The 18301-nt window shown below is 73.3% G+C and carries 15 protein-coding genes; 9 read left to right on the top strand and 6 right to left on the bottom strand.

The window, feature by feature from the left end:
* Nucleotides 1-44: 44 nt before the first annotated feature.
* Nucleotides 45-1589 (top strand): hypothetical protein, encoded by a 1545-nt coding sequence (locus tag DEU31_RS17020; protein WP_243733736.1) that lies wholly within the window; start codon nt 45-47, stop codon nt 1587-1589.
* A gap of 142 nt (nt 1590-1731) precedes the next feature.
* Here DEU31_RS17020 and DEU31_RS01970 read toward each other — a convergent pair whose 3' ends face one another.
* Together DEU31_RS01970 and DEU31_RS01965 are read right to left on the bottom strand one after the other, a co-directional pair.
* On the bottom strand, nt 1732-2796 hold the full coding sequence (locus tag DEU31_RS01970) for an Rv2578c family radical SAM protein (RefSeq protein ID WP_010549306.1): 1065 nt from the start codon (nt 2794-2796) through the stop codon (nt 1732-1734).
* Nucleotides 2797-2850: 54 nt separating this feature from the next.
* The gene (locus tag DEU31_RS01965; RefSeq protein WP_133675407.1) at nt 2851-4890 is read right to left on the bottom strand and encodes an alpha/beta fold hydrolase; all 2040 of its coding nucleotides are present in this window, start codon (nt 4888-4890) and stop codon (nt 2851-2853) included.
* A gap of 392 nt (nt 4891-5282) precedes the next feature.
* On the opposite strand from DEU31_RS01965, the gene DEU31_RS01960 reads away from it, so the two are divergent.
* From DEU31_RS01960 to DEU31_RS17250, 7 genes are all read left to right on the top strand, one after another.
* On the top strand, nt 5283-6440 hold the full coding sequence (locus DEU31_RS01960; protein WP_133675405.1) for an LLM class flavin-dependent oxidoreductase: 1158 nt from the start codon (nt 5283-5285) through the stop codon (nt 6438-6440).
* Between the two features lie 179 nt (nt 6441-6619).
* A complete protein-coding gene (locus tag DEU31_RS01955) occupies nt 6620-7354 on the top strand; it encodes a CE1759 family FMN reductase (RefSeq protein WP_133675403.1) in 735 nt (244 codons plus the stop codon).
* A gap of 187 nt (nt 7355-7541) precedes the next feature.
* The gene (locus DEU31_RS01950; RefSeq protein ID WP_133675401.1) at nt 7542-7991 is read left to right on the top strand and encodes a YciI family protein; all 450 of its coding nucleotides are present in this window, start codon (nt 7542-7544) and stop codon (nt 7989-7991) included.
* A 154-nt stretch (nt 7992-8145) separates the two neighbouring features.
* Nucleotides 8146-8928, top strand: coding sequence for a sugar phosphate isomerase/epimerase (locus tag DEU31_RS01945; RefSeq protein ID WP_133675399.1), 783 nt, complete (start codon nt 8146-8148; stop codon nt 8926-8928).
* Nucleotides 8925-9917: a hydroxyacid dehydrogenase gene (locus DEU31_RS01940; protein ID WP_133675397.1), complete on the top strand. Its 993-nt coding sequence runs from the start codon at nt 8925-8927 to the stop codon at nt 9915-9917. The genes DEU31_RS01945 and DEU31_RS01940 overlap by 4 nt, the downstream gene beginning before the upstream one ends.
* A gap of 237 nt (nt 9918-10154) precedes the next feature.
* Nucleotides 10155-11255 (top strand): LacI family DNA-binding transcriptional regulator, encoded by a 1101-nt coding sequence (locus DEU31_RS01935; protein ID WP_133675395.1) that lies wholly within the window; start codon nt 10155-10157, stop codon nt 11253-11255.
* A gap of 55 nt (nt 11256-11310) precedes the next feature.
* A complete protein-coding gene (locus DEU31_RS17250) occupies nt 11311-11421 on the top strand; it encodes a siderophore-interacting protein (RefSeq protein WP_166649343.1) in 111 nt (36 codons plus the stop codon).
* A 111-nt stretch (nt 11422-11532) separates the two neighbouring features.
* Here the strand turns inward: DEU31_RS17250 and DEU31_RS01930 are convergent, their stop codons facing one another.
* From DEU31_RS01930 to DEU31_RS01915, 4 genes are all read right to left on the bottom strand, one after another.
* Nucleotides 11533-12768 carry a multidrug effflux MFS transporter gene (locus DEU31_RS01930; protein WP_133675393.1) on the bottom strand — a complete coding sequence of 412 codons (1236 nt, stop codon included), beginning with the start codon at nt 12766-12768 and terminating at the stop codon, nt 11533-11535.
* Between the two features lie 323 nt (nt 12769-13091).
* Nucleotides 13092-13973, bottom strand: a complete 882-nt coding sequence (locus tag DEU31_RS01925; RefSeq protein WP_133675391.1) for a sugar phosphate isomerase/epimerase family protein — start codon at nt 13971-13973, stop codon at nt 13092-13094.
* Nucleotides 13970-15316: a DUF993 family protein gene (locus DEU31_RS01920; RefSeq protein ID WP_133675389.1), complete on the bottom strand. Its 1347-nt coding sequence runs from the start codon at nt 15314-15316 to the stop codon at nt 13970-13972. Before DEU31_RS01920 ends, DEU31_RS01925 begins: the two co-directional genes overlap by 4 nt.
* A 5-nt stretch (nt 15317-15321) precedes the next feature.
* Entirely contained in the window at nt 15322-16494 is a 1173-nt protein-coding gene (locus DEU31_RS01915; protein ID WP_133675387.1) for a Gfo/Idh/MocA family oxidoreductase, read from the bottom strand.
* Between the two features lie 292 nt (nt 16495-16786).
* Between DEU31_RS01915 and DEU31_RS01910 the strand changes: the two genes are divergently transcribed.
* Nucleotides 16787-18286 carry a hypothetical protein gene (locus DEU31_RS01910; protein ID WP_133675385.1) on the top strand — a complete coding sequence of 500 codons (1500 nt, stop codon included), beginning with the start codon at nt 16787-16789 and terminating at the stop codon, nt 18284-18286.
* Nucleotides 18287-18301 lie beyond the last annotated feature (15 nt).

Below are 18301 nucleotides of genomic sequence, written 5' to 3'. Positions count from 1 at the left end.
GGCGGAGGAGCCGCCGGCCGCCGGGCCCTGAGGGAAGGAGGACGATGAGCGATCAGAGCGGCGAGGCCGGGAACGGCTCCCCGGCGGATCCCGACCTCGAGGACACCGTCCGACGCACGCCCTCGGAACGGGCCCCGGCCGATCACCGCCCGGGCGACGCCGAGGAGACCGTGCCGGACGGCTCCGGCGAGGACCCGCCCGAGGACGACACCGTGCTGCGCGAGGCACCACCCACGGAGGCCGACGGCGACGCGCTGGTCCACGAGGTCCCGCCCTCGGACGCCGACGACGACACCGTGGTGCGCCGTGCCGGAGGCGGACTGTTCGACCCCTCTCCCGGCGGCAGGCCCTTTCTGCCTGACACCGGTCCGATCCAGCGCTTCGACCAGCGGCCCCGCTTCGAGTACCCTGCCGCGTCGACCACCTCGGGGCGGCGTTCCCCGATCTCGCCGGCGCGACAGTCCCCGGCTCCGCCGGCGGAGCCGTCCTCGGCACCTGTCGGCGGGACGCCGCCGGCCTCCCGGGCCCGCTCGACCGGACCGCCGGCCGTCTCGCCGTCACGGGGCTCGCAGCCGGCCGACGGGAGTCCGTCGCCCTCCTCCCCCGCACCGCCCGGCGCCCCGCCGGGGATCGACGCGACCGGTCCTCGCCGGCGCGGGCTGCTGGTGCCGGCGATCGCCTTCGGCTGCGCGCTGCTCCTGCTGCTGGGCGTGGGCGGCGGCCTGACCGCGGTGTGGCTCGGCAATCGCGACGCCGAGCCGACCCCCGCCGCGGAGTCCTCGAGCAGCTCCGCCCAGGCCGAGCCCGGCGTCTGGCAGCCGCTCGAGGAGGGGCAGGAGCCCACCGGCACCGCCGACGATCTCGAGCAGGTCCTCGCCGAGAACCCGCTGCAGGAGGCGACGCTGCAGGCCCCCACCGGCTGCGAGCTGCCGCCGACCGACGGCGGCGCACTCGCACCGGAGGAGCTGGCCGGCTATCTCGAGGCCGGGGCCGACTGCCTCGAGTCCAGCTGGGGCGAGGCGCTCGGCGCGGTCGGCGTCGACTTCACCGGCCCGGACGTCGTCGTCTACACCGTCGATGCGCTGCCCGAGGACTCGGCCTGCGATCCGGCGCGCTTCTCCGAGGCGACGCCAGTGGTGTGCCAGGCCGACAACACCCTGTACTGGCCGGCGGCCTGGGACCCCGGCTTCTCGAACACCGATGCGGAGGAGGTGCCGCAGCTGTACATGTGGCACCTCTCCTACTCCTATGCGCTGTTCGCGATGAGCGCCGTCTCGCTGGACGACTACTTCGGGACGCTGCTGATCTCCCTGGCCGAGGAGCCGGAGCGCGCCGAGGAGTCGCAGCGCCGCTACGCCCTGCAGGTCTCCTGCATCGCCTCCGCGGCCGTCTACCGGATGCCCGAGGGGATCCGTCCCGCGGGCCGGGTGGAGGGCTTCGTGACCTCGGTCGACGCGCAGGCCGCGCCCGCGACCGCCGGGGAGCCGAGCGCCGAGGCCCGTGCGGTGTGGGTGGGGCAGGGGAAGGACAGCGAGGGCGTGCTGCGCAGCTGCGACACCTGGTCCGCGGCGCCCGACGCCGTCGCCTGACCCCGACGCCACCGTCTGAGTCGACCGGCCGTCGCCTGCGCTGCGGCGCGGGATCCGTGGCCGTGCGCAGGGCGGGCCGGGACTCCGGGGCCGAGCGCGGAGCGGGACGGGGCGCCGGGACGCGCCGAGACGGGCGCCTCCGTCAGAACAGCGCCGGCTGCGGCATCGGGTCGAGGGCGGGCGGCAGTGAGGCGGGCCGGCGTGCGGACCCACGGGCGAGGCGGCGCTGCTCCGGCTGGTCCTCGTCCTCCAGGGCGTCCAGGCCGTGGCGCCGCAGCAGGGGCCGCAGGCGCCGGGCCAGCTGGGCGCGGTAGCTCGCCGGGGCGTAGGAGGAGCTGCCGTAGAAGCGTCGGTACCCGGTGGCCAGGTGCGGGTGCTCGCGCTGGATCCACTCGAGGAACCACTCCTTCGCCCCCGGCCGCAGATGCAGCGCCCCGAACACGACGCGCGAAGCTCCCGCCTCGGCGATCCGGGCGAGGGCGTCGTCGAGCTGCGCGTCCCCGTCGGTCAGCCAGGGCATGATCGGCATCAGGAAGACGGTGACGGCGAAGCCGGCGTCGGCCGCGGCGCGCACGGTCGCGAGCCGCGCCGCGGTGGTGGGGGTGCCGGGCTCGACGGCCTTCTGGAGCGCGTCGTCGAACACCGCGATCGACATCGAGAGGTCCACCGGGACGCGCCGGGCGGCCTGCTCGAGCTGCGGCAGATCGCGGCGCAGCAGGGTGCCCTTGGTGAGGATCGACAGCGGCGTGCCGGACTCGGCGAGCGCATCGATGATCCCGGGCATGAGCCGGTAGCGGCCCTCGGCCCGCTGGTAGGGGTCGGTGTTGGTGCCGAGCGCGACGAGGTCCCCGTTCCAGGAGCGACGGGCGAGCTCGGCCCGCAGCACCTCGGCGACGTTGACCTTCACGATCACCTGCTGATCGAAGTCGGCGCCCGCGTCGAGGTCGAGATAGCGGTGGGTGCTGCGCGCGAAGCAGTACACGCAGGCGTGGGAGCAGCCGCGATACGGGTTCACCGTCCACTCGAAGGGCATCGAGCTGGCGGCGGGCACGCGGTTCAGCGCGGACTTCGCGGTGACCTCATGGAAGGTGACCCCCTGGAACTCGGGCGTGGTCACGCTGCGCACCAGGCCCGAGAGGCCCAGCAGCGCGGGCGCGCCCGTCTGCCGCTCCGACCCCGGGCCGATCTCCTGTCCGCTCCACCGCATGCCCGATAGTCGAACACGCGTTCGAAGCGGCGTCAAGCGTGCGGGGCCGTCCGCTCAGCCGAGGGTCGCGGGTCGCTCCCAGTCCTTACCGCGCACGTGCTCGTCGAGGAAGCCGAGGAAGGTCTCGTACCAGACCTGCGCGTTGCCGCGGCCCTGGATCCAATGGCCCTCGTCGGGGAAGTACAGGTAGCGGTGGCGACTGCGGCCCTGCGCATCGCGCGGGGTGGCCGAGTACTCGTGGAGGTCGTGCCAGAGGGCGTGGCCCTGCGCGATCGGGACGCGGTAGTCCTTGTCGCCGTGGATGACGAGCATCGGCGCCACGATCTCGCCCACGAAGTCGCGGGGGTTGTAGCGCGCGTTCTGGGCGAGCATCGGCCGGTGCCAGGCGGCGTTGTCGGTGGTGCGGCCCATCGACTCGGTGTCCCACAGCGAGGCATGGGTGACGATGCAGCGGAACCGGTCCCCGGTGTGCCCGGCGACCCAGTTGGCCATGTACCCGCCGTAGGAGCCGCCGGCGAAGGCGGTGCGATCCTCGTCGATGTCCTCGCGCGCGATCGCCTGGTCGGTCAGCGACATGATGTCGGCGAACGGGGCGCCGCCGAGCTCGTGCTGGCCGCGGTCGATCATGGACTGGCCGTAGCCGGTGGAGATCGCGGGGTCCGGCAGCAGCACCGCGTAGCCGGCGTCGACGAAGGGGCCGGGGTTCCAGCGGTAGGTCCAGGCGTTCCACGAGCCCCACGGACCGCCGTGGGCGAACACGACCAGCGGGTGCGGCCCCTCGCCGTCGGGCAGGCGCAGCCAGGCCCGCAGCTCCGTGCCGTCCTCCGCGGCGGCGGTGACCTCGGTGAGCGTGCCCGGCTGGGCGAGCGCGTCGGCCGGGTTCGGCAGCTCCTCGACGGCGCCGCTGCTGCGGTCGATCCGCACCGGATGCGGGGCGACGGCGATCCCGGAGGCGGAGGCGATGATCTCGCCGCCGGCGATGGAGAGGTCGGAGAAGGCGAGGTCCTGGCCGGGGCCGCCGGCGAGGCGGCGCGGCGCGGCGTCGGTGACGTCGCCGATCCAGACGGCACCGCGACCGGTGTCGTCGGAGGCGGCGACCAGGGTGTTCTCGTCCAGCCAGACGGGGTCGAACCAGTGGTCCAGCTCCGGCCAGACGGGGGCGGACTCGCCGGTGGCGATGTCGAGCAGCTCGACCCCTGCGTGGAGCGAGGCGGTCTGCGTCCAGTGGCGGTGGCGGCTGATGAGGACCCGGTCGCCGGAGGGGCTGAACTCGCCGGGTCCATACTCGACCTCGTTCGAGCCCTCGCGCAGAAGTCGCGGTGGCTGGGCGCCGACGAGGTCGAGGAGGTAGAGGTCGGTGACGGCGAGGCGGTCGTCACGGGAGTCGGCCATGGCGACGAGGGCCTGCTCGCCGCTGCGGTCGACGGTCCAGCCCTCGAGGCGTCCGGGCGGCATGGTGACGTGGCGGAAGTGGAGGACCTGGGTGGCGGCGCCCTCGTCCGCGTCGGCCCCGCCGGCCGAGGGCGCGGCGGTGCGCTCGGCGGCGGCGAGATCCTCGGGCAGGGCGGCGATGGCGAGGACAGGGCGGGTGGGGCCGAGGTCGTGGTCCCAGTACCGGGTCGGGAAGCCGGTGTGGAACGCGGCGCTGACCTTGGCCTTCTTCCGCGTCGCGGCGAGCTCGGCGTGCTCGGTCTCGTCGGCCGCCTGGGAGTGGACCTCGAACTCGGTGACCAGGTGGCGTCCGGCGACGACGAGGCCGCCGAATCCGCCGGGACGGTTCGCGAGCTCGCGCGCCTCGCCGCGGGCGGGCAGCGCCCAGAGCTGGGCGTCCTCGGACTCCTCGCCGTCCTCGCCCGCGCGCTTCGCGGTGAAGTAGGTGGTGCCGTCCTCGGCGAGCGCCACGGCGCCGACGGAGGCGCTGCCGCGGGTGAGCGGGACCAGGCGGTCCCCGTCGATCTCGACGAGGGAGCCGCGATAGGAGGTGCCCTTCTGATCGAGGCCGGACACCTTCGCCACGACCCTCCCTCCCTCGGTGGTCTCGAGGGCGGCCAGTCGGGTCGCGTCCAGCAGGGTCTCGATGCTCATGGAGGTCATGGCTCGCCATCCTCGCACCTGCCCGTCGGCCGACGGGCGCGAATGCGCAGATCGCGGGCGCGCTCACTCCCGATCCCTCGCAGCCACGCACCCACGCGCCCACGCACTCGCCGAGACGTAGATTTCCGCCCCTATGACGCTCCATACGGACGGAAATCTACGTCTCGACCGCGGGCGAGGGCTCGACGTCGTTCGGGACGGAGCGGACTCGGGGTCGGCACAGTAGAGGGCTCGGACTCGGCGGCGATGCGGCCGGCGAGGGCGACCGGGGTCACCCCGTGCTTGCCAGTCCGCCCGCGATAGTTTAAAGTTGCAGCATCTTCTCGGCGGGTCCGGGCGGGACCTCGCCACTGCCCTCCCGGATGCCCGCGACGCACCTCAAGGAGCCTGCCATGCAGTTCGGAATCTTCACCATCGCCGACATCACCCCCGACCCCATGACCGGGAAGGTGCCCACCGAGAACGAGCGCCTGAAGAACATGGTCGAGATGGGCAGGCTCGCCGAGCAGGTGGGCCTGGACGTGTTCGCGATCGGCGAGCACCACAACCCGCCCTTCGTCACCTCCTCCCCCACCACCACCCTCGCCTACCTCGGCGCGCAGACCGAGAAGATCATCCTCTCCACCGCGACCACGCTGATCACCACCAACGACCCGGTGAAGATCGCGGAGGACTACGCGATGCTGCACCACCTCACCGGCGGCCGCGTGGACCTGGTGATGGGCCGCGGCAACACCGGTCCGGTCTACCCCTGGTTCGGGCAGGACATCCGCAAGGGCATTGAGATCGCGATCGAGAACTACGACCTGCTGCGCCGGCTGTGGACCGAGGACGTCGTGAACTGGGAGGGCCAGTTCCGCACCCCGCTGCAGCAGTTCACCTCCACCCCGCGCCCGCTGGACGGCGTGGCGCCCTTCGTGTGGCACGGCTCGATCCGCTCCCCGCAGATCGCCGAGCAGGCCGCGTACTACGGCGACGGCTTCCTGCACAACAACATCTTCTGGCCCATGAGCCACACCGAGCAGATGGTGCAGCTGTACCGCGAGCGCTACGAGCACTACGGCCACGGCAAGGCGCATCAGGCCTACGTGGGCCTCGGGGGCCAGGCGTTCATGCGCAAGAACTCCCAGGACGCGTGGAACGAGTTTCGCCCCTACTTCGACAACGCCCCCGTCTACGGCGGCGGCCCCTCGATGGAGGACTTCACCGCGCAGACCCCGCTGACCGTCGGCTCCCCCGAGCAGGTCGTCGAGCGCTACCTGACCATGGCCGACCACGTCGGCGACTACCAGCGCCAGATGTTCCTCATGGACCACGCGGGTCTGCCGCAGAAGACGGTCCTGGAGCAGATCGAGCTGCTGGGCACCGAGGTCGTCCCGGTGCTGCGCCGCGAGCTCGAGGCCCGCAAGCCCGCCGACGTCCCCGAGGCGCCCACCCACGCCTCCCGGGTCGCCGCCGCGGAGGCGGAGAACGGCGCCTTCGACGACAGCTACAAGTTCGAGACCGGCGACAACTGGACCGGCCTGCGCGCCGAGGACGCCCGCCGCTGACCGGGCGCGGCCGTCCGGGCCCGTCGATACCCGTGATCGACCCCGGCCGCCGTCCACGCAGCTCTTGATGCCCCGAGGACCGATGCCCGACCGGCCATCGGTCCTCTCGGGCGCAGAAGCTCCCGCCACGCTCCGCCCCTTGCCGCTCCGCCGTCCGCCGCTCCTCGAGAGGACTCCTCATGACCGACACGTTCCGCCTGCTCGCCCTGTCCGCAGGACTCTCCACCCCGAGCTCCACGCGCATGCTCGCCGACCAGCTGACCCGTGAGGCGTCGGCCGCGCTCGGGACCGACGGCACCGCGGTCGAGGTGATCACCGTCGAGCTGCGCGAGCATGCCCACGACCTCACCGATGCGCTGCTGACCCGCTTCCCCAGTGAGCGCCTCTCGATGGTGATCGAGCAGGTGCGCGCGGCGGACGCCGTCATCGCGGTCACCCCGATCTTCAACGCGGGACCGGCCGGGCTCTTCAAGACGTTCTTCGACGCGCTGGACATCGAGCTGTGGAAGGACAAGCCGGTGCTGCTCGGCGCGACCGCCGGCACCGCCCGCCACTCCCTCGCGATCGACTACGCGGTCCGCCCGATGTTCGGCTACTTGAAGGCGGACCTCGTGCCGACCTCCGTGTTCGCGGCCTCGGCGGACTTCGGCGCGGACACCGAGGGGCAGGCCGACGCGCAGCCCCTCGCGGTGCGGGTGCGTCGTGCGGCGGACGAGCTCGCGACGATGCTGCGGACCCGTGGCGGGACGGCGCTCCCGGTCGCCGGCGCCGCGGGCAAGGCTTCTGCGGCCGACCGCTCCGCCGAGGCGCAGGCCGTCGAGGACGCATCGGCCGACGCCGCCCCCGCACGCCCCGCCCTGGACCCCGAGTTCGCCGACTTCGTGCCGATGGACGACCTGCTGCCCCGTCGCTGATCCGGAACGGCACCTCGACCGGCCCGGGACCGTCACGGCCCCGGGCCGGTCTGCGTCTCCCTGACGGTCAGGCGGCGGGCTTCGGCTGACCTGAACCGCCCATTCGCCGCGTGCCCAGATCGAGGCGGCCCTACGCTGACCGCAGACGGCCCGCGGATCGCCGCGGACCCCACCGGGAGGAGCCCCGATGAAGTACATGCTGATCATGCGCGCGACCGATGCCGCCCTCGCCGCGAGCGCCGAGGTGGACTTCGAGGAGGTAGTCAACCAGATGGGCGCCTACAACGAGGCGATGCACGACGCGGGAGTGCTCGCCGGCGGCGAGGGGCTCACCGAACCGAGCGCGGAGGAGAACTTCGTGCTCGACTTCTCCTCCACCCCGCCCATTTTCTCCGAGGAGCCCTACGGGCCGACGGAGTCCCTGTTCAACGGCTTCTGGATCCTGAACGTGCCCTCCCGTGAGGAGGCGCGGCAGTGGGCCGAGCGCTGCCCGCTGGGGCCCGGCATGAAGCTCGAAGTGCGCCGGATCCACGGCGACGAGGAGATCGCGGAGCTCGTCTCGGAGGACAACGAGTTCATCGCCAAGGAGAAGGTCTGGCGGCAGGAGGAGGCCGAGCGGGCGCAGCGCGAGGGCTGATCCGGGCGGCCGGCCCCTCGGTTCCGACCCGTCGGGCGCCTGTTTTCCGGCCGCGTCGGACCGGACCCCACAGGTGACCCGTCGGGCACTTCGCGGACCTGCGATACGCTGAGCGCAACCGCTTTCCCGCCTCGTCGAGATCGGAGGGATCGTCATGATCCGCCCGGGCCTGTGCTCCGTCACCTTCCGCTCGCTGCCGGTCGAGGAGGTGGTGCGCCACGCCGCCTCCGCCGGACTCGAGGGCATCGAGTGGGCCGGGGACGCACACGTCCCGCCGGGCGACCTCGACGCGGCCACCCACGCCCGCACCGTCACCGAGGAGGCGGGCCTCGCGGTCACCTCCTACGGCTCGTACCTCACCTTCGTCGGCTCCGACGAGGAGGTGCACGCCGCGGGCGGGGCGGTGATCGCCGCGGCCCGCGCGCTCGGCGCCCCGCGGATCCGGGTGTGGGCGACCCGCACCGGCTCGGCGGAGACCTCCGCCGAGGACCGTGCCGTCACCGTCGGCCGGATCCGGGAGCTCGCCGACCGCGTCGCCGCCCACGGGCTGGAGCTCGGGCTCGAGTTCCACGGCGGCACCCTCACCGACGAGATCGGCTCGACCCTGCGCCTGCTGGACGAGGTGGGACGGACGAACGTGCTCACCTACTGGCAGCCGCATCAGGACATGCCCGTCGAGCCGGCGCTGGACACGCTGCGCCAGGCGCTGCCCCGCACCTCCACGATCCACGTCTTCTCCTGGTGGCCGGGCCACGAGCGCCTGCCGCTCGCCGAGCGCTCGGACCTGTGGGAGCCGGCCTTCGCGGTCCTCGCCGCGAACGGCGCGGACCGCGATGCGCTGCTGGAGTTCGTGCCGGGCGACGACCCCGCGCTGCTGCCCCGCGAGGCGGACACCCTGCGCACCCTGATCACCGCCGGCGAGGAGCTCGCGCGATGAGGACGCTGCTGGCGATGCCCGAGGGGCTGCAGGACAGGATGTTCTCCCCCGCCCAGCGGGAGCGCCTCGCGGAGATCACCGGCACCGACGTCTCCCGCACCGTCCCGGACCTCGCCGCCGCGCCGGACGAGGAGCTCGCCGAGGTGGAGGTGCTGGTCACCGGCTGGGGCTCCCCCGCCGTCGACGCCGCGGCGCTCGCGCGGATGCCTCGTCTGCGCGCGATCGTGCACACCGCCGGCACCGTCCGCTCCGTCGTCACCGACGCCGTGTGGGACAGGGGCGACATCGTGGTGACCTCCGCGACCGAGGCGAACGCCGTCCCGGTCGCCGAGTACGCGCTCGCGCAGATCCTGCTCGCCGGGAAGCGGACCCTCGCCCAGCAGGCACGCTACCGGCGCGAGCGCACCGTCGGCCCGGCCACGGCGGCCGATCCCGGGATCGGGAACCACGGCGGGGTCGTCGGCCTGATCGGCGCCTCCCGGATCGGGACGCTGGTGGCCGAGCACCTGCGCCGTTTCGACCTCGAGGTGCTGGTCACCGACCCCTTCGCGAGCACCGAGCAGATCGCGGAGCTCGGCGCGAGGAAGGTCGATCCGGAGGAGCTCTACGCCCGCAGCGACGTGGTGAGCCTGCACGCCCCGGACGTGCCCTCGACGAAGGGCATGGTCACCCGCGAGCTGCTCGGCCTGATGCGCGACGGCACCACCTTCCTCAACACCGCCCGGCCCGCACTGGTGGACATCGACGCGCTGCGGGACGAGGTGCTCTCGGGCAGGCTCAGCGCGGTCCTCGACGTGCACGACGACCTCGCCGACGACGACCCGCTGTGGGAGGCGGAGCTCGCGCAGCTGACCCCGCACCTCGCCGGCTCCCAGGGCAACGAGCTGCACCGCTTGGGCGAGGCCGCGCTCGAGGAGCTGCGACGGCTCGCCGCCGGGGAGCCTCCGCGCTATCCCGTGGACGGGAGCCGCCAGGACTCCATGGCCTGACCCGCATCCCGACCGGGATCACGTTCCCCGACCTGCCGTGCCGGCCTCGTGGCCGTGATCGCCTCGTTATGCTGGCCCTCCCGGGACAGCGTTTCCCACCCTCTCGTCGGCCCTCCCCGGCAGCCCTGCCGGACCCACCCGTCGGACCCGTCGGACCGCTCCGGTGCGCACCGCTCCGGTGCGCACCGCCCGGACGGTCACCGACGGGAGGACCGCCTCACCACGAAGGAGCCCCCGATGCCCGCCGTGCGCCTCAGCGACGTCGCCCAGGATGCGGGCGTCTCGCTCGCCACCGCCTCCCGCGTCCTCAACGGCTCGGCCCGCGTGCCCGGCAAGGAGGTCGCCGAACGGGTGCGCGCCTCCGCGGACCGCCTCGGCTACGTCCCCAACGCCCAGGCCCAGGCCCTGGCCCGCTCCCGCTCGGGGCTGATCGGCCTGGTCGTGCACGACCTCGCCGATCCGTACTTCGCGACCATCGCGGGCGAGATCCAGCAGCAGCTGTTCGCCTCGCAGTCGCAGGTGCTGCTCACGCAGACCGATCGCCGGATCGACACCGAGGTGCGGGCGCTGCGCTCCCTGATCGCGCAGCAGGTCGACGCACTCGTGCTGGTGGGCACGCACCGCTACGGCACCGAGGACGACACCGCGATCAGCACGCTGCTGCAGGGATTCGAGCGCAACGGCGGGAAGGTCGTGGGGCTGGGCCAGTCCCTCGGCGTCGGCCGCACGATCATCTCCGACGACGCCGCGGACTCCCACGAGCTCGCCACCGCCCTGGTCGTCGAGGGCCATCGACGCTTCGCCGTGGTCGAGGGCATCGCCGGGATCCCCTCGGCCGGCTCCCGCACCAGCGGCTTCATCGCCGCGCTGACGGAGGCGGGGATCGAGCCCGAGCTGAGCATCGCCGCGGACCTCACCCGCGACGGCGGGCTCGAGCTCGCCGCCCGCATCCAGGAGCATCTCGAGGGAGCCGGCGGCTCCGGGCAGGGCCCGCTGTGCCTGTTCGCCCCGGCCGACGTGATGGCCCTCGGCGCGCTCGGCGAGCTGCGCCGTCGCGGCCTGGACGTGCCCGGCCAGGTCGCGGTCGCCGGCTTCGGCGGGGTGACCGCCGCGGCGGATGCGAACCCCTCGCTGACCACGATCGCGCTGCCGCTGTCGGAGATGGCCGCGCAGGCGGCGGCGTGGGTGCTCGAGGGCGTCGCCCCCGCGCACCGGTCGGCGGACGATGCGGAGGCCGCGAGCGGCTCCGGCGAGGACCCGTCGGCCGACGGGGTGCGCGAGGTGCGGGTGCGCGGAGACGTGGCGCTGCGCGAATCGACGGGGATCGCACCTCGCTGACCGGGTGACACATGACCGCCTCGGGGATGAGGTGAGGCCCGAGGGGACGAGCGTCATGGTCGCCCTCGAGGGGGTGCCGACGCGCCGGCTCGCCGGGGCGCTGCGTCGCGAGCTGGGGCTGCCGAAGGAGCGCGTGCACTCGCTCGCATACTGGAAGCGGAGCTGAGCGCCGGGCCCCGCGTCGGGCGCACTGGGCGATGGACGCCCGACGATCGCCTCGCCCTCGCCGCTCCCCCGGCCCGTGCGGCGGAGGATCCGCCTCAGTGCGCCGCGGGCGTCAGGCCGTCGCGGCGTGCACCACGGACCCGGGGGCGCGACGGCGCAGCGTCAGCAGCGCACCGGCCGCGGCGAGCACCGCAGCGCCGGTGGTGATCACCCCTAGCGGCAGGATGCTCAGCGAACCGGCGATCCCCACGAAGGGGGCGGCGAGCGCGCCGAGACCGAAACGGGCGGTGCCGAGGATCGAGCCCGCGGTGCCCGCCATCTGCGGGTACTCGGACAGCGCGAGGGTGGTGCCCGCGGGGGACGAGAACTGCGCGCCCGAGGCGAGCAGGAACAGCGAGGCGATCACCGCCGCGAGCGGCATCGGCGCCAGTCCCGCCAGGAGCAGGCCGAGGCAACCGGTGCCGGTCAGCGCGATGCCGAGGAACAGCGCGCCGTGCACGTTCCATCGCTCGGCGGTGCGGCCGCCCAGCCAGCCGAATAACACTCCTCCGGCGGAGTTCAGGGCGAACGCGGCCGCGTACCACTGCGGGGAAAGGCCGTAGATCTCCTGGAGCACGAAGGTGGATCCGGCGAGATAGGCGAAGATCGCCGCGTAGACGAAGCCCTGGGAGAGGACTGCGCCGACGAACACCCGATCCGCGCCCAGCACCCGCAGCGCGGCGCCGGTGCGGCGCAGCCCGCCGGCGGTGCGCCGCTCGGGCGGGAGCGTCTCGGTGAACAGCGTCGCGGACATCAGCAGCAGCGCGAGACCCACCACGGCGAGGAATCCGAACAGGCCGCGCCAGTCCATGAACGTGTTCAGCAGCCCGCCGATCATCGGGCCGACGATCGCGGCGGTGGGCCCAGCGACCGCGAGGCGGCCGTAGAAGCGGATCAGCTCGCGACCGTCGAAGATGTCGCGCCCCGCGGCCTGGGCGATGACGATGCCGACGCCGCCGGCGAGGCCCTGCACGAAGCGGGCGACGACCAGCACCTCGATGCTGGGGCTCAGCGCGCACAGGGTCGAGGTGAGCACATAGGCGGCGACGCCGATCAGCAGGATGCGGCGCCGTCCGTGCTGGTCGGAGACGGGACCGGCGAGCAGCTGCCCGGCGGCGAGGCCCAGCAGGCAGGCGGTCACGGTGAGCTGGGCGATCGAGGTGGTGGCCTCGAGCTCCCGGGTCAGGGCGGGCAGCGCCGGGAGGTAGAGGTCCATCGAGATGGGCCCGAAGACCGTCAGCAGCAGCAGGATCCAGGGCAGGGCCCGGGAGACGGCCGGCGCGGACGGGGCGGGACGGGTGGTGGTCACGGCAGGCGGGGACCTTTCCTCGCGCAGGGGGTGGGGACGGATCGAGTCCACCACCCCCCTGCCGGCGCGAGCCAGGCCCTGGCAGGGCACCCCGGCGGCGTCGGCCCGCGCACCTGGTCGTGCACCTGCCCGCTCCTGCCTGCCCCTCCCCCTGCCGTCGGCGCGCCGACGCTGCGCTCGGGGGTCAGCCGGTCCTGCACGGGCGCATAGCGGCACGACGTGGCGATATCGCCAGATCGTGCTGCCCAGCGCCCGTCCAGGACACGGCCCGGCCACCCCGGCTCCCGGTGGCCCGGTTCCAGGCGCCCCAGACGGGCACTGCCTCACGCGTAGGGCAGCACGAGCTCCTGGTACCGCTCGGCGATGATCCGCGCCGACTCCTCGGCCGGCGTCGCCCACACGTCCTCGTTGAAGATCTCCACCTCGATGTCGCCGGTAAATCCGGTCGCAGCGATCATGCGGGTGATCGCGGGGAAGTCGATGAACCCGTCACCCATGTAACCGCGGGAGTGCAGCGGCTCCGCGGCGAGCGGCAGGTTCCAGTCGCACACCTGGTAGGCGAGCAGACGATCCGAGGCCGCGGCGCGCTGGATGGCGCGCTCGACGGAGGGGTCCCACCACACGTGGTAGGTGTCCACCACGACACCGACGGCGGAGCTGCCGGAGGCCTCGGCGATGTCGAGGGCCTGGTCGATCGTGGAGAGCACCGCCCGGTCGGCGGCGAACATCGGGTGCATCGGCTCGAGGGAGAGGCTCACGCCGCGCTGCTCGGCGTAGGGGGCCAGCTCGGTGATCGCCTCCGTGACCCGGGCCCGGGCGCCGACGATGTCCTTGTCGGCACGGTCCACGCCGCCGACGACCATGACCAGGGTGGGGGCACCGAGCGCGGCCGTCTCGTCGATGGCCCGACGGTTGTCGGCGAGCGCCGCGGCACGGTCCGCCTCGGCGGAGGCGGTGAGGAACCCGCCGCGGCACAGGGAGCTGACACGCAGCCCGGCATCGTCCACGCGGCGGCGCAGCGCGTCCAGGCCCACCTCCTCGACGTCCTGGCGCCAAAGGCCGACGGCTTCGATGCCGCGGGAGGTCGTCGCCTCGAGGAACTCCTGCACCGGCGTGGTGCGGAAGGTCCAGCGGTTCAGGGACAGCCGGGGCACCGTGCCGGCAGCCTCGGCGTCGATGGCGGTCGAGCTGGTCTGCGTGGTCATGCGGCGTCTCCCGTCCGTGCGGTCCGCGATGCGGCGGCGTCCTCGCTCGCGGCGGTCGCCCCGCCCGAGTCCGCCGCGCTGGCGGTGGCAGAGTCGATCTCGTAGCCGGCCAGTCGCAGCATCCCGTGCCAGCGCTCGGCGGCGAGCACCGGGTCCTCGAGGTTGCCGGTGGTGGCGGCGAGCTCGATGGTGCGCGAGAGGTGCGGGAGGCTGCGGGCGGAGTGCATCCCGCCCACCATCGTGAACGCCTGCTGGTGGCCGTTCAGCCAGGCAAGGAACGCGACCCCGGTCTTGTAGTGGTAGGTCGGGGCGGAGAACACGTGCCGTCCCAGCTGCTCGGCGGCATCCAGGATGCGCCCCGCCTCGTCCACGTCCCCGCGGTCCAGCGCCTGCACGGCGGCAGAGGCGGCGGGAGCGGTCGCGGCGAACGCGCCGAGCAGCGCGTCGGAGTACCCCCCGCGCACCTGGGCGCTGTCGGCCCCGGTCGTCACGGTGCCGTCGCCGACGATCAGGTGGGAGAAGTGGAAGTCGTCACCGGTCAGCATGCGCACGCCCTCGGGCAGGCGCTCGCGCACGGCGATCTCGGCAGCATCGTCCAGCAGGCTCATCTTCACGCCGCGGATCCTCGTGGCGTCCTCCTCGATGATGCGCAGGAGGGCGTCCGCCCCGACGGCGGGGTCGTCGCTGCCGAAGTAGCCCTTCAGCTGCGGGTCGAAGACGGTGCCGAGCCAGTGCAGGACCACCGGGGCGGTCGCCTCGGCGAGGACACGACGGTAGACCTCCTCGTAGTCCGCGGCGGAGCGCGCGGTGCGGGCGAGGTGGCGGGAGGCCATCAGCACGGCGCCGGCGCCGGCCCGCTCGGTGGCGCGGAGCTGCTCGACGTAGGCCTCGACGATCTCGTCGAGGCCGAGCTCCTGCTCGGTGCGCTGATCGGTGTTCACCCCGGCGACGACGAGGTCGCTCACCGTGGCGCCGGCGGGGAAGACGGCGGAGATCTCCGGGTCCTCGAGGGCCTCGCGGGCGGCGTCGGCGGTGCGGGTGATGAGCTCGCGGGTCGCGGCGGGGTCCAGGCCCATGCCGCGCTGGGCGGTGTCCATCGCGTCGGCCACGCCGAGCCCGCGCGACCACATGGTGCGACGGAAGGCGAGGGTCGCGTCCCAGTCGATCCGGGCCGGGGCGCCGGGGGTGTTGTCGCCGTGGACCAGCGGGACCACGTGCACCGCCGCGTACACCACGCGGGAGCGCAGCGGCGCGGTGGGGCGGGCGAAGGCAGGTGCCCCGGCGAGCGGGATGCGGCGCAGGGCGCCGTCCTCGTCGAGGAGGGTCAGCTGCAGGTCGCTCATGTCTCTCACACCTCCGTCAGCGGGTCGAGGGAGATGCGGCGACCCTCCGCCGAGCTGGCGAGGCCGGCCTCTGCCAGCCGCACGCCGCGCGCGCCGGAGAGGAAGTCGTACGGATAGTCGGAACCCTCCTCAGCGCCTGCCACATGGCGCAGGAAGTCCTCCCACTGCACCTTGAAGCCGTTGTCGAAGCCGTCGGGCCCGGCGTTGTCCGGGACCTCGATCCAGTCGGCGCGGTAGTCGTGGGGGTCCTTGACGTCGGGGTTCCACACGGGCTTCGGGGTCGCCTCGCGCGGCTGGATCCGCGCGCCGTGGAGCCCGACGACGGCCGAGCCCTTGGTGCCGTCGACCTGGAACTCGACCAGCTCGTCGCGGTGGACGCGCACGTCCCAGCTGGAGTTCATCTGCACGACGGCCCCGCCCTCGAGGCGGAAGACGCCGTAGGCGGCGTCGTCGGCGGTGGCGGTGTACTCCTGGCCCCTCTCGTCCCAGCGCGTCCCGATGTGCGTGGCGGTCTGGGCGTAGACGTCCTCGATGCGGCCGAAGAGCTCCTCGATGACGTAGTTCCAGTGCGGGAACATGTCCGCGACGATGCCGCCGCCGTCCTCTGAGCGGTAGTTCCAGGAGGGCCGCTGGGCACTCTGCCAGTCGCCCTCGTAGACCCAGTAGCCGAACTCGCCGCGCACGGAGAGGATCTCGCCGAAGAAGCCGGAGTCGATCAGGCGGCGCAGCTTGAGCAGGCCGGGGAGGTAGAGCTTGTCGTGGACGACGCCGTTCACGACCCCGGCCTCCTTCGCCAGGCGGGCGAGCTCGAGCGCGTCCTCGAAGGACTCGGCGGTGGGCTTCTCGGTGTAGATCGCCTTGCCGGCGGAGATCGCCTTCTTCAGGTTCGCCACCCGCAGGTTCGTCACCAGCGCGTCGAAGTAGACCTCGTAGTCCGGATTCGCGAGCGCCTCGTCGACGTCGGTGGTCCAGTTCTTCAGGTCGTGGCGCTCGGCGATCGTGCGCAGCTTCTCCTCGTTGCGGCCGACGAGCAGCAGGTCCGGCACCAGCCGGTCTCCGTCGGCGATCTCGACGCCGCCCTGATCGCGGATGGCGAGGAGGGAGCGGACCAGGTGCTGGCGGTAGCCCATGCGCCCGGTCGCGCCGTTGACGATGATGCCGATCCTGCGTTCTGCCATGTGGCTGCTCTCCTTCGAGGTCGTAGGGCCGCACTCGCTACCCCCGGCGACGGTAACCGCTTTCCGTTTCGAACGATTAGACCACGGAGCCGCTCAGCCAGGCAAGCGCGTGCCGACTGCATCGGGTCCGCAGCGAGCGACGACGAACAGCCGGAGAGACCCGACACGGGGTTCTCCGTGCCATCCGCCCTTCCGCGGCTCTGACAGCATGGGCGCCATGCGACCGCACCAGCCCGTACTTGGGCCGGCCTGATCGCCGGCATTCGCCCACATCGCAGAGGAGGTCACCGCCGTGACAGCACGAGACCGACGACCGGCGATCATCACCCGGCGAACGTTCGCGGGCGCGACGGTGCTCGCGCTCGCGGGCGGCCTCGCGGCCTGCACCGGCGGTGACCTCTCCGTCGAGCGCACCGAGTCCCCCGAGACCACGGTGCTGCCGGGCGATGATCTCGCCGCGGCGTCCGCCGCGGCGAGCGCGGCGCTGTTCACCTCCTCGGACGTCGCCGTCCTCGCCGACGAGGCCTCGCTCGAGGCGCTGCTGCCGACGCTCGAGGGCTTCCCCGCCCCACTCCTGGCGGGCGTCGACCAGGCGGTCGCCGACGAGATCGAACGGCTCGGCGCCGGCACCCTCGTCGTCCCGGCGGGCATGGACCCCGGCGATCTCGGGGACGGGCGCGAGGTCGTCGAGCTCGACCTCTCCGCCGAGAACCCCGACCTCCCGAAGGTCTCCGCCGGGGAGGCGACCACCGCCGTGACGCTGCTGGTCGACCCGGAGGCGGCCTCGCCCGCGCAGGCGCTCGCGAGCGCCGCGGTCTCCGCCGCGGGCGGCACCGTCGTCGAGACGCCCGGCGGGGACGTCGGCCGCAGCGGCGAGAGCGTCGCCGCGGCGAAGGAGGCGGCCGGAGAGGACGCCTCGACGGGCGTGCTCGCGCTCGGCGACTCCTTCGGCGACGCCTCGGCGCTGGTGGAGGCGCTGGGCCGGGCCGCGACCACGACCGAGCTGCCCGGCGGCGGCATCACGGCCTTCCCCGGCCGGCGCATGATCGCGGCCTACGGCTCCCCCGCCGTGCCCTCGCTCGGGATCCTCGGCGAGCAGGACCTCGAGCAGACCCTCGAGCGGGTGCAGGAGATGGTCGCCGAGTACGAGGGGCTCGCCGAGGAGCCGATCGTCCCCGCCCTCGAGATCATCACGACCATCGCCTCCTCGGAGCCGGGCGGCGACGGCGACTTCTCCTCCGAGCTCGGCGTCGAGGGCCTGCGCGAGTGGGTCCACGCGGCGGGCGAGGCCGGGGTGTACGTGGTGCTGGACCTGCAGCCGGGCACCACCGACTTCCTCACCCAGGCGAAGCTCTACGAGGAGCTGCTGACCGCCCCGCACGTCGGCCTGGCGCTGGATGCCGAGTGGCGGCTGGAGCCGGGGCAGAAGCATCTCGAGCAGATCGGCTCGGTCACCGCGGCGGAGATCAACGAGGTCTCGACCTGGCTCGCGGATCTCACCGCGGAGCACGGCCTGCCGCAGAAGGTGCTGATCCTGCACCAGTTCAACCTCTCGATGATCTCGGACCGTCAGGACGTGGACACCTCCCGCCCCGAGCTCGCGATCACCCTGCACGCCGACGGGCACGGCACCCCCGAGGACAAGCTCGCCACCTGGAACGCGCTCCAGCAGGACCTGCCGGGCGGGATCTTCATGGCGTGGAAGAACTTCCACGACGAGGACACCCCGATGTTCACTCCGGAGGAGACCTACGCCCTGGAGCCGCGCCCCTGGTTCGTCTCGTACCAGTAGCCACTGCGCCGGCCG

Source organism: Brachybacterium sp. AG952 (genome assembly GCF_004362645.1).
In the GTDB taxonomy this organism is placed as follows: domain Bacteria; phylum Actinomycetota; class Actinomycetes; order Actinomycetales; family Dermabacteraceae; genus Brachybacterium; species Brachybacterium conglomeratum.
This window is presented reverse-complemented; position numbering and strand designations above follow the sequence as displayed.

What these genes read in the sequence shown, in the direction of transcription:
- DEU31_RS01925 (WP_133675391.1), bottom strand. Translation starts at nt 13,973, where the DNA reads ATGACCACGCAGACCAGCTCGACCGCCATCGACGCCGAGGCTGCCGGC.
- DEU31_RS01935 (WP_133675395.1), top strand. Translation starts at nt 10,155, where the DNA reads ATGCCCGCCGTGCGCCTCAGCGACGTCGCCCAGGATGCGGGCGTCTCG.
- DEU31_RS17250 (WP_166649343.1), top strand. Translation starts at nt 11,311, where the DNA reads ATGGTCGCCCTCGAGGGGGTGCCGACGCGCCGGCTCGCCGGGGCGCTG.
- DEU31_RS01955 (WP_133675403.1), top strand. Translation starts at nt 6,620, where the DNA reads ATGACCGACACGTTCCGCCTGCTCGCCCTGTCCGCAGGACTCTCCACC.
- DEU31_RS01920 (WP_133675389.1), bottom strand. Translation starts at nt 15,316, where the DNA reads ATGAGCGACCTGCAGCTGACCCTCCTCGACGAGGACGGCGCCCTGCGC.
- DEU31_RS01960 (WP_133675405.1), top strand. Translation starts at nt 5,283, where the DNA reads ATGCAGTTCGGAATCTTCACCATCGCCGACATCACCCCCGACCCCATG.
- DEU31_RS01915 (WP_133675387.1), bottom strand. Translation starts at nt 16,494, where the DNA reads ATGGCAGAACGCAGGATCGGCATCATCGTCAACGGCGCGACCGGGCGC.
- DEU31_RS01945 (WP_133675399.1), top strand. Translation starts at nt 8,146, where the DNA reads ATGATCCGCCCGGGCCTGTGCTCCGTCACCTTCCGCTCGCTGCCGGTC.
- DEU31_RS17020 (WP_243733736.1), top strand. Translation starts at nt 45, where the DNA reads ATGAGCGATCAGAGCGGCGAGGCCGGGAACGGCTCCCCGGCGGATCCC.
- DEU31_RS01940 (WP_133675397.1), top strand. Translation starts at nt 8,925, where the DNA reads ATGAGGACGCTGCTGGCGATGCCCGAGGGGCTGCAGGACAGGATGTTC.
- DEU31_RS01950 (WP_133675401.1), top strand. Translation starts at nt 7,542, where the DNA reads ATGAAGTACATGCTGATCATGCGCGCGACCGATGCCGCCCTCGCCGCG.
- DEU31_RS01970 (WP_010549306.1), bottom strand. Translation starts at nt 2,796, where the DNA reads ATGCGGTGGAGCGGACAGGAGATCGGCCCGGGGTCGGAGCGGCAGACG.
- DEU31_RS01965 (WP_133675407.1), bottom strand. Translation starts at nt 4,890, where the DNA reads ATGACCTCCATGAGCATCGAGACCCTGCTGGACGCGACCCGACTGGCC.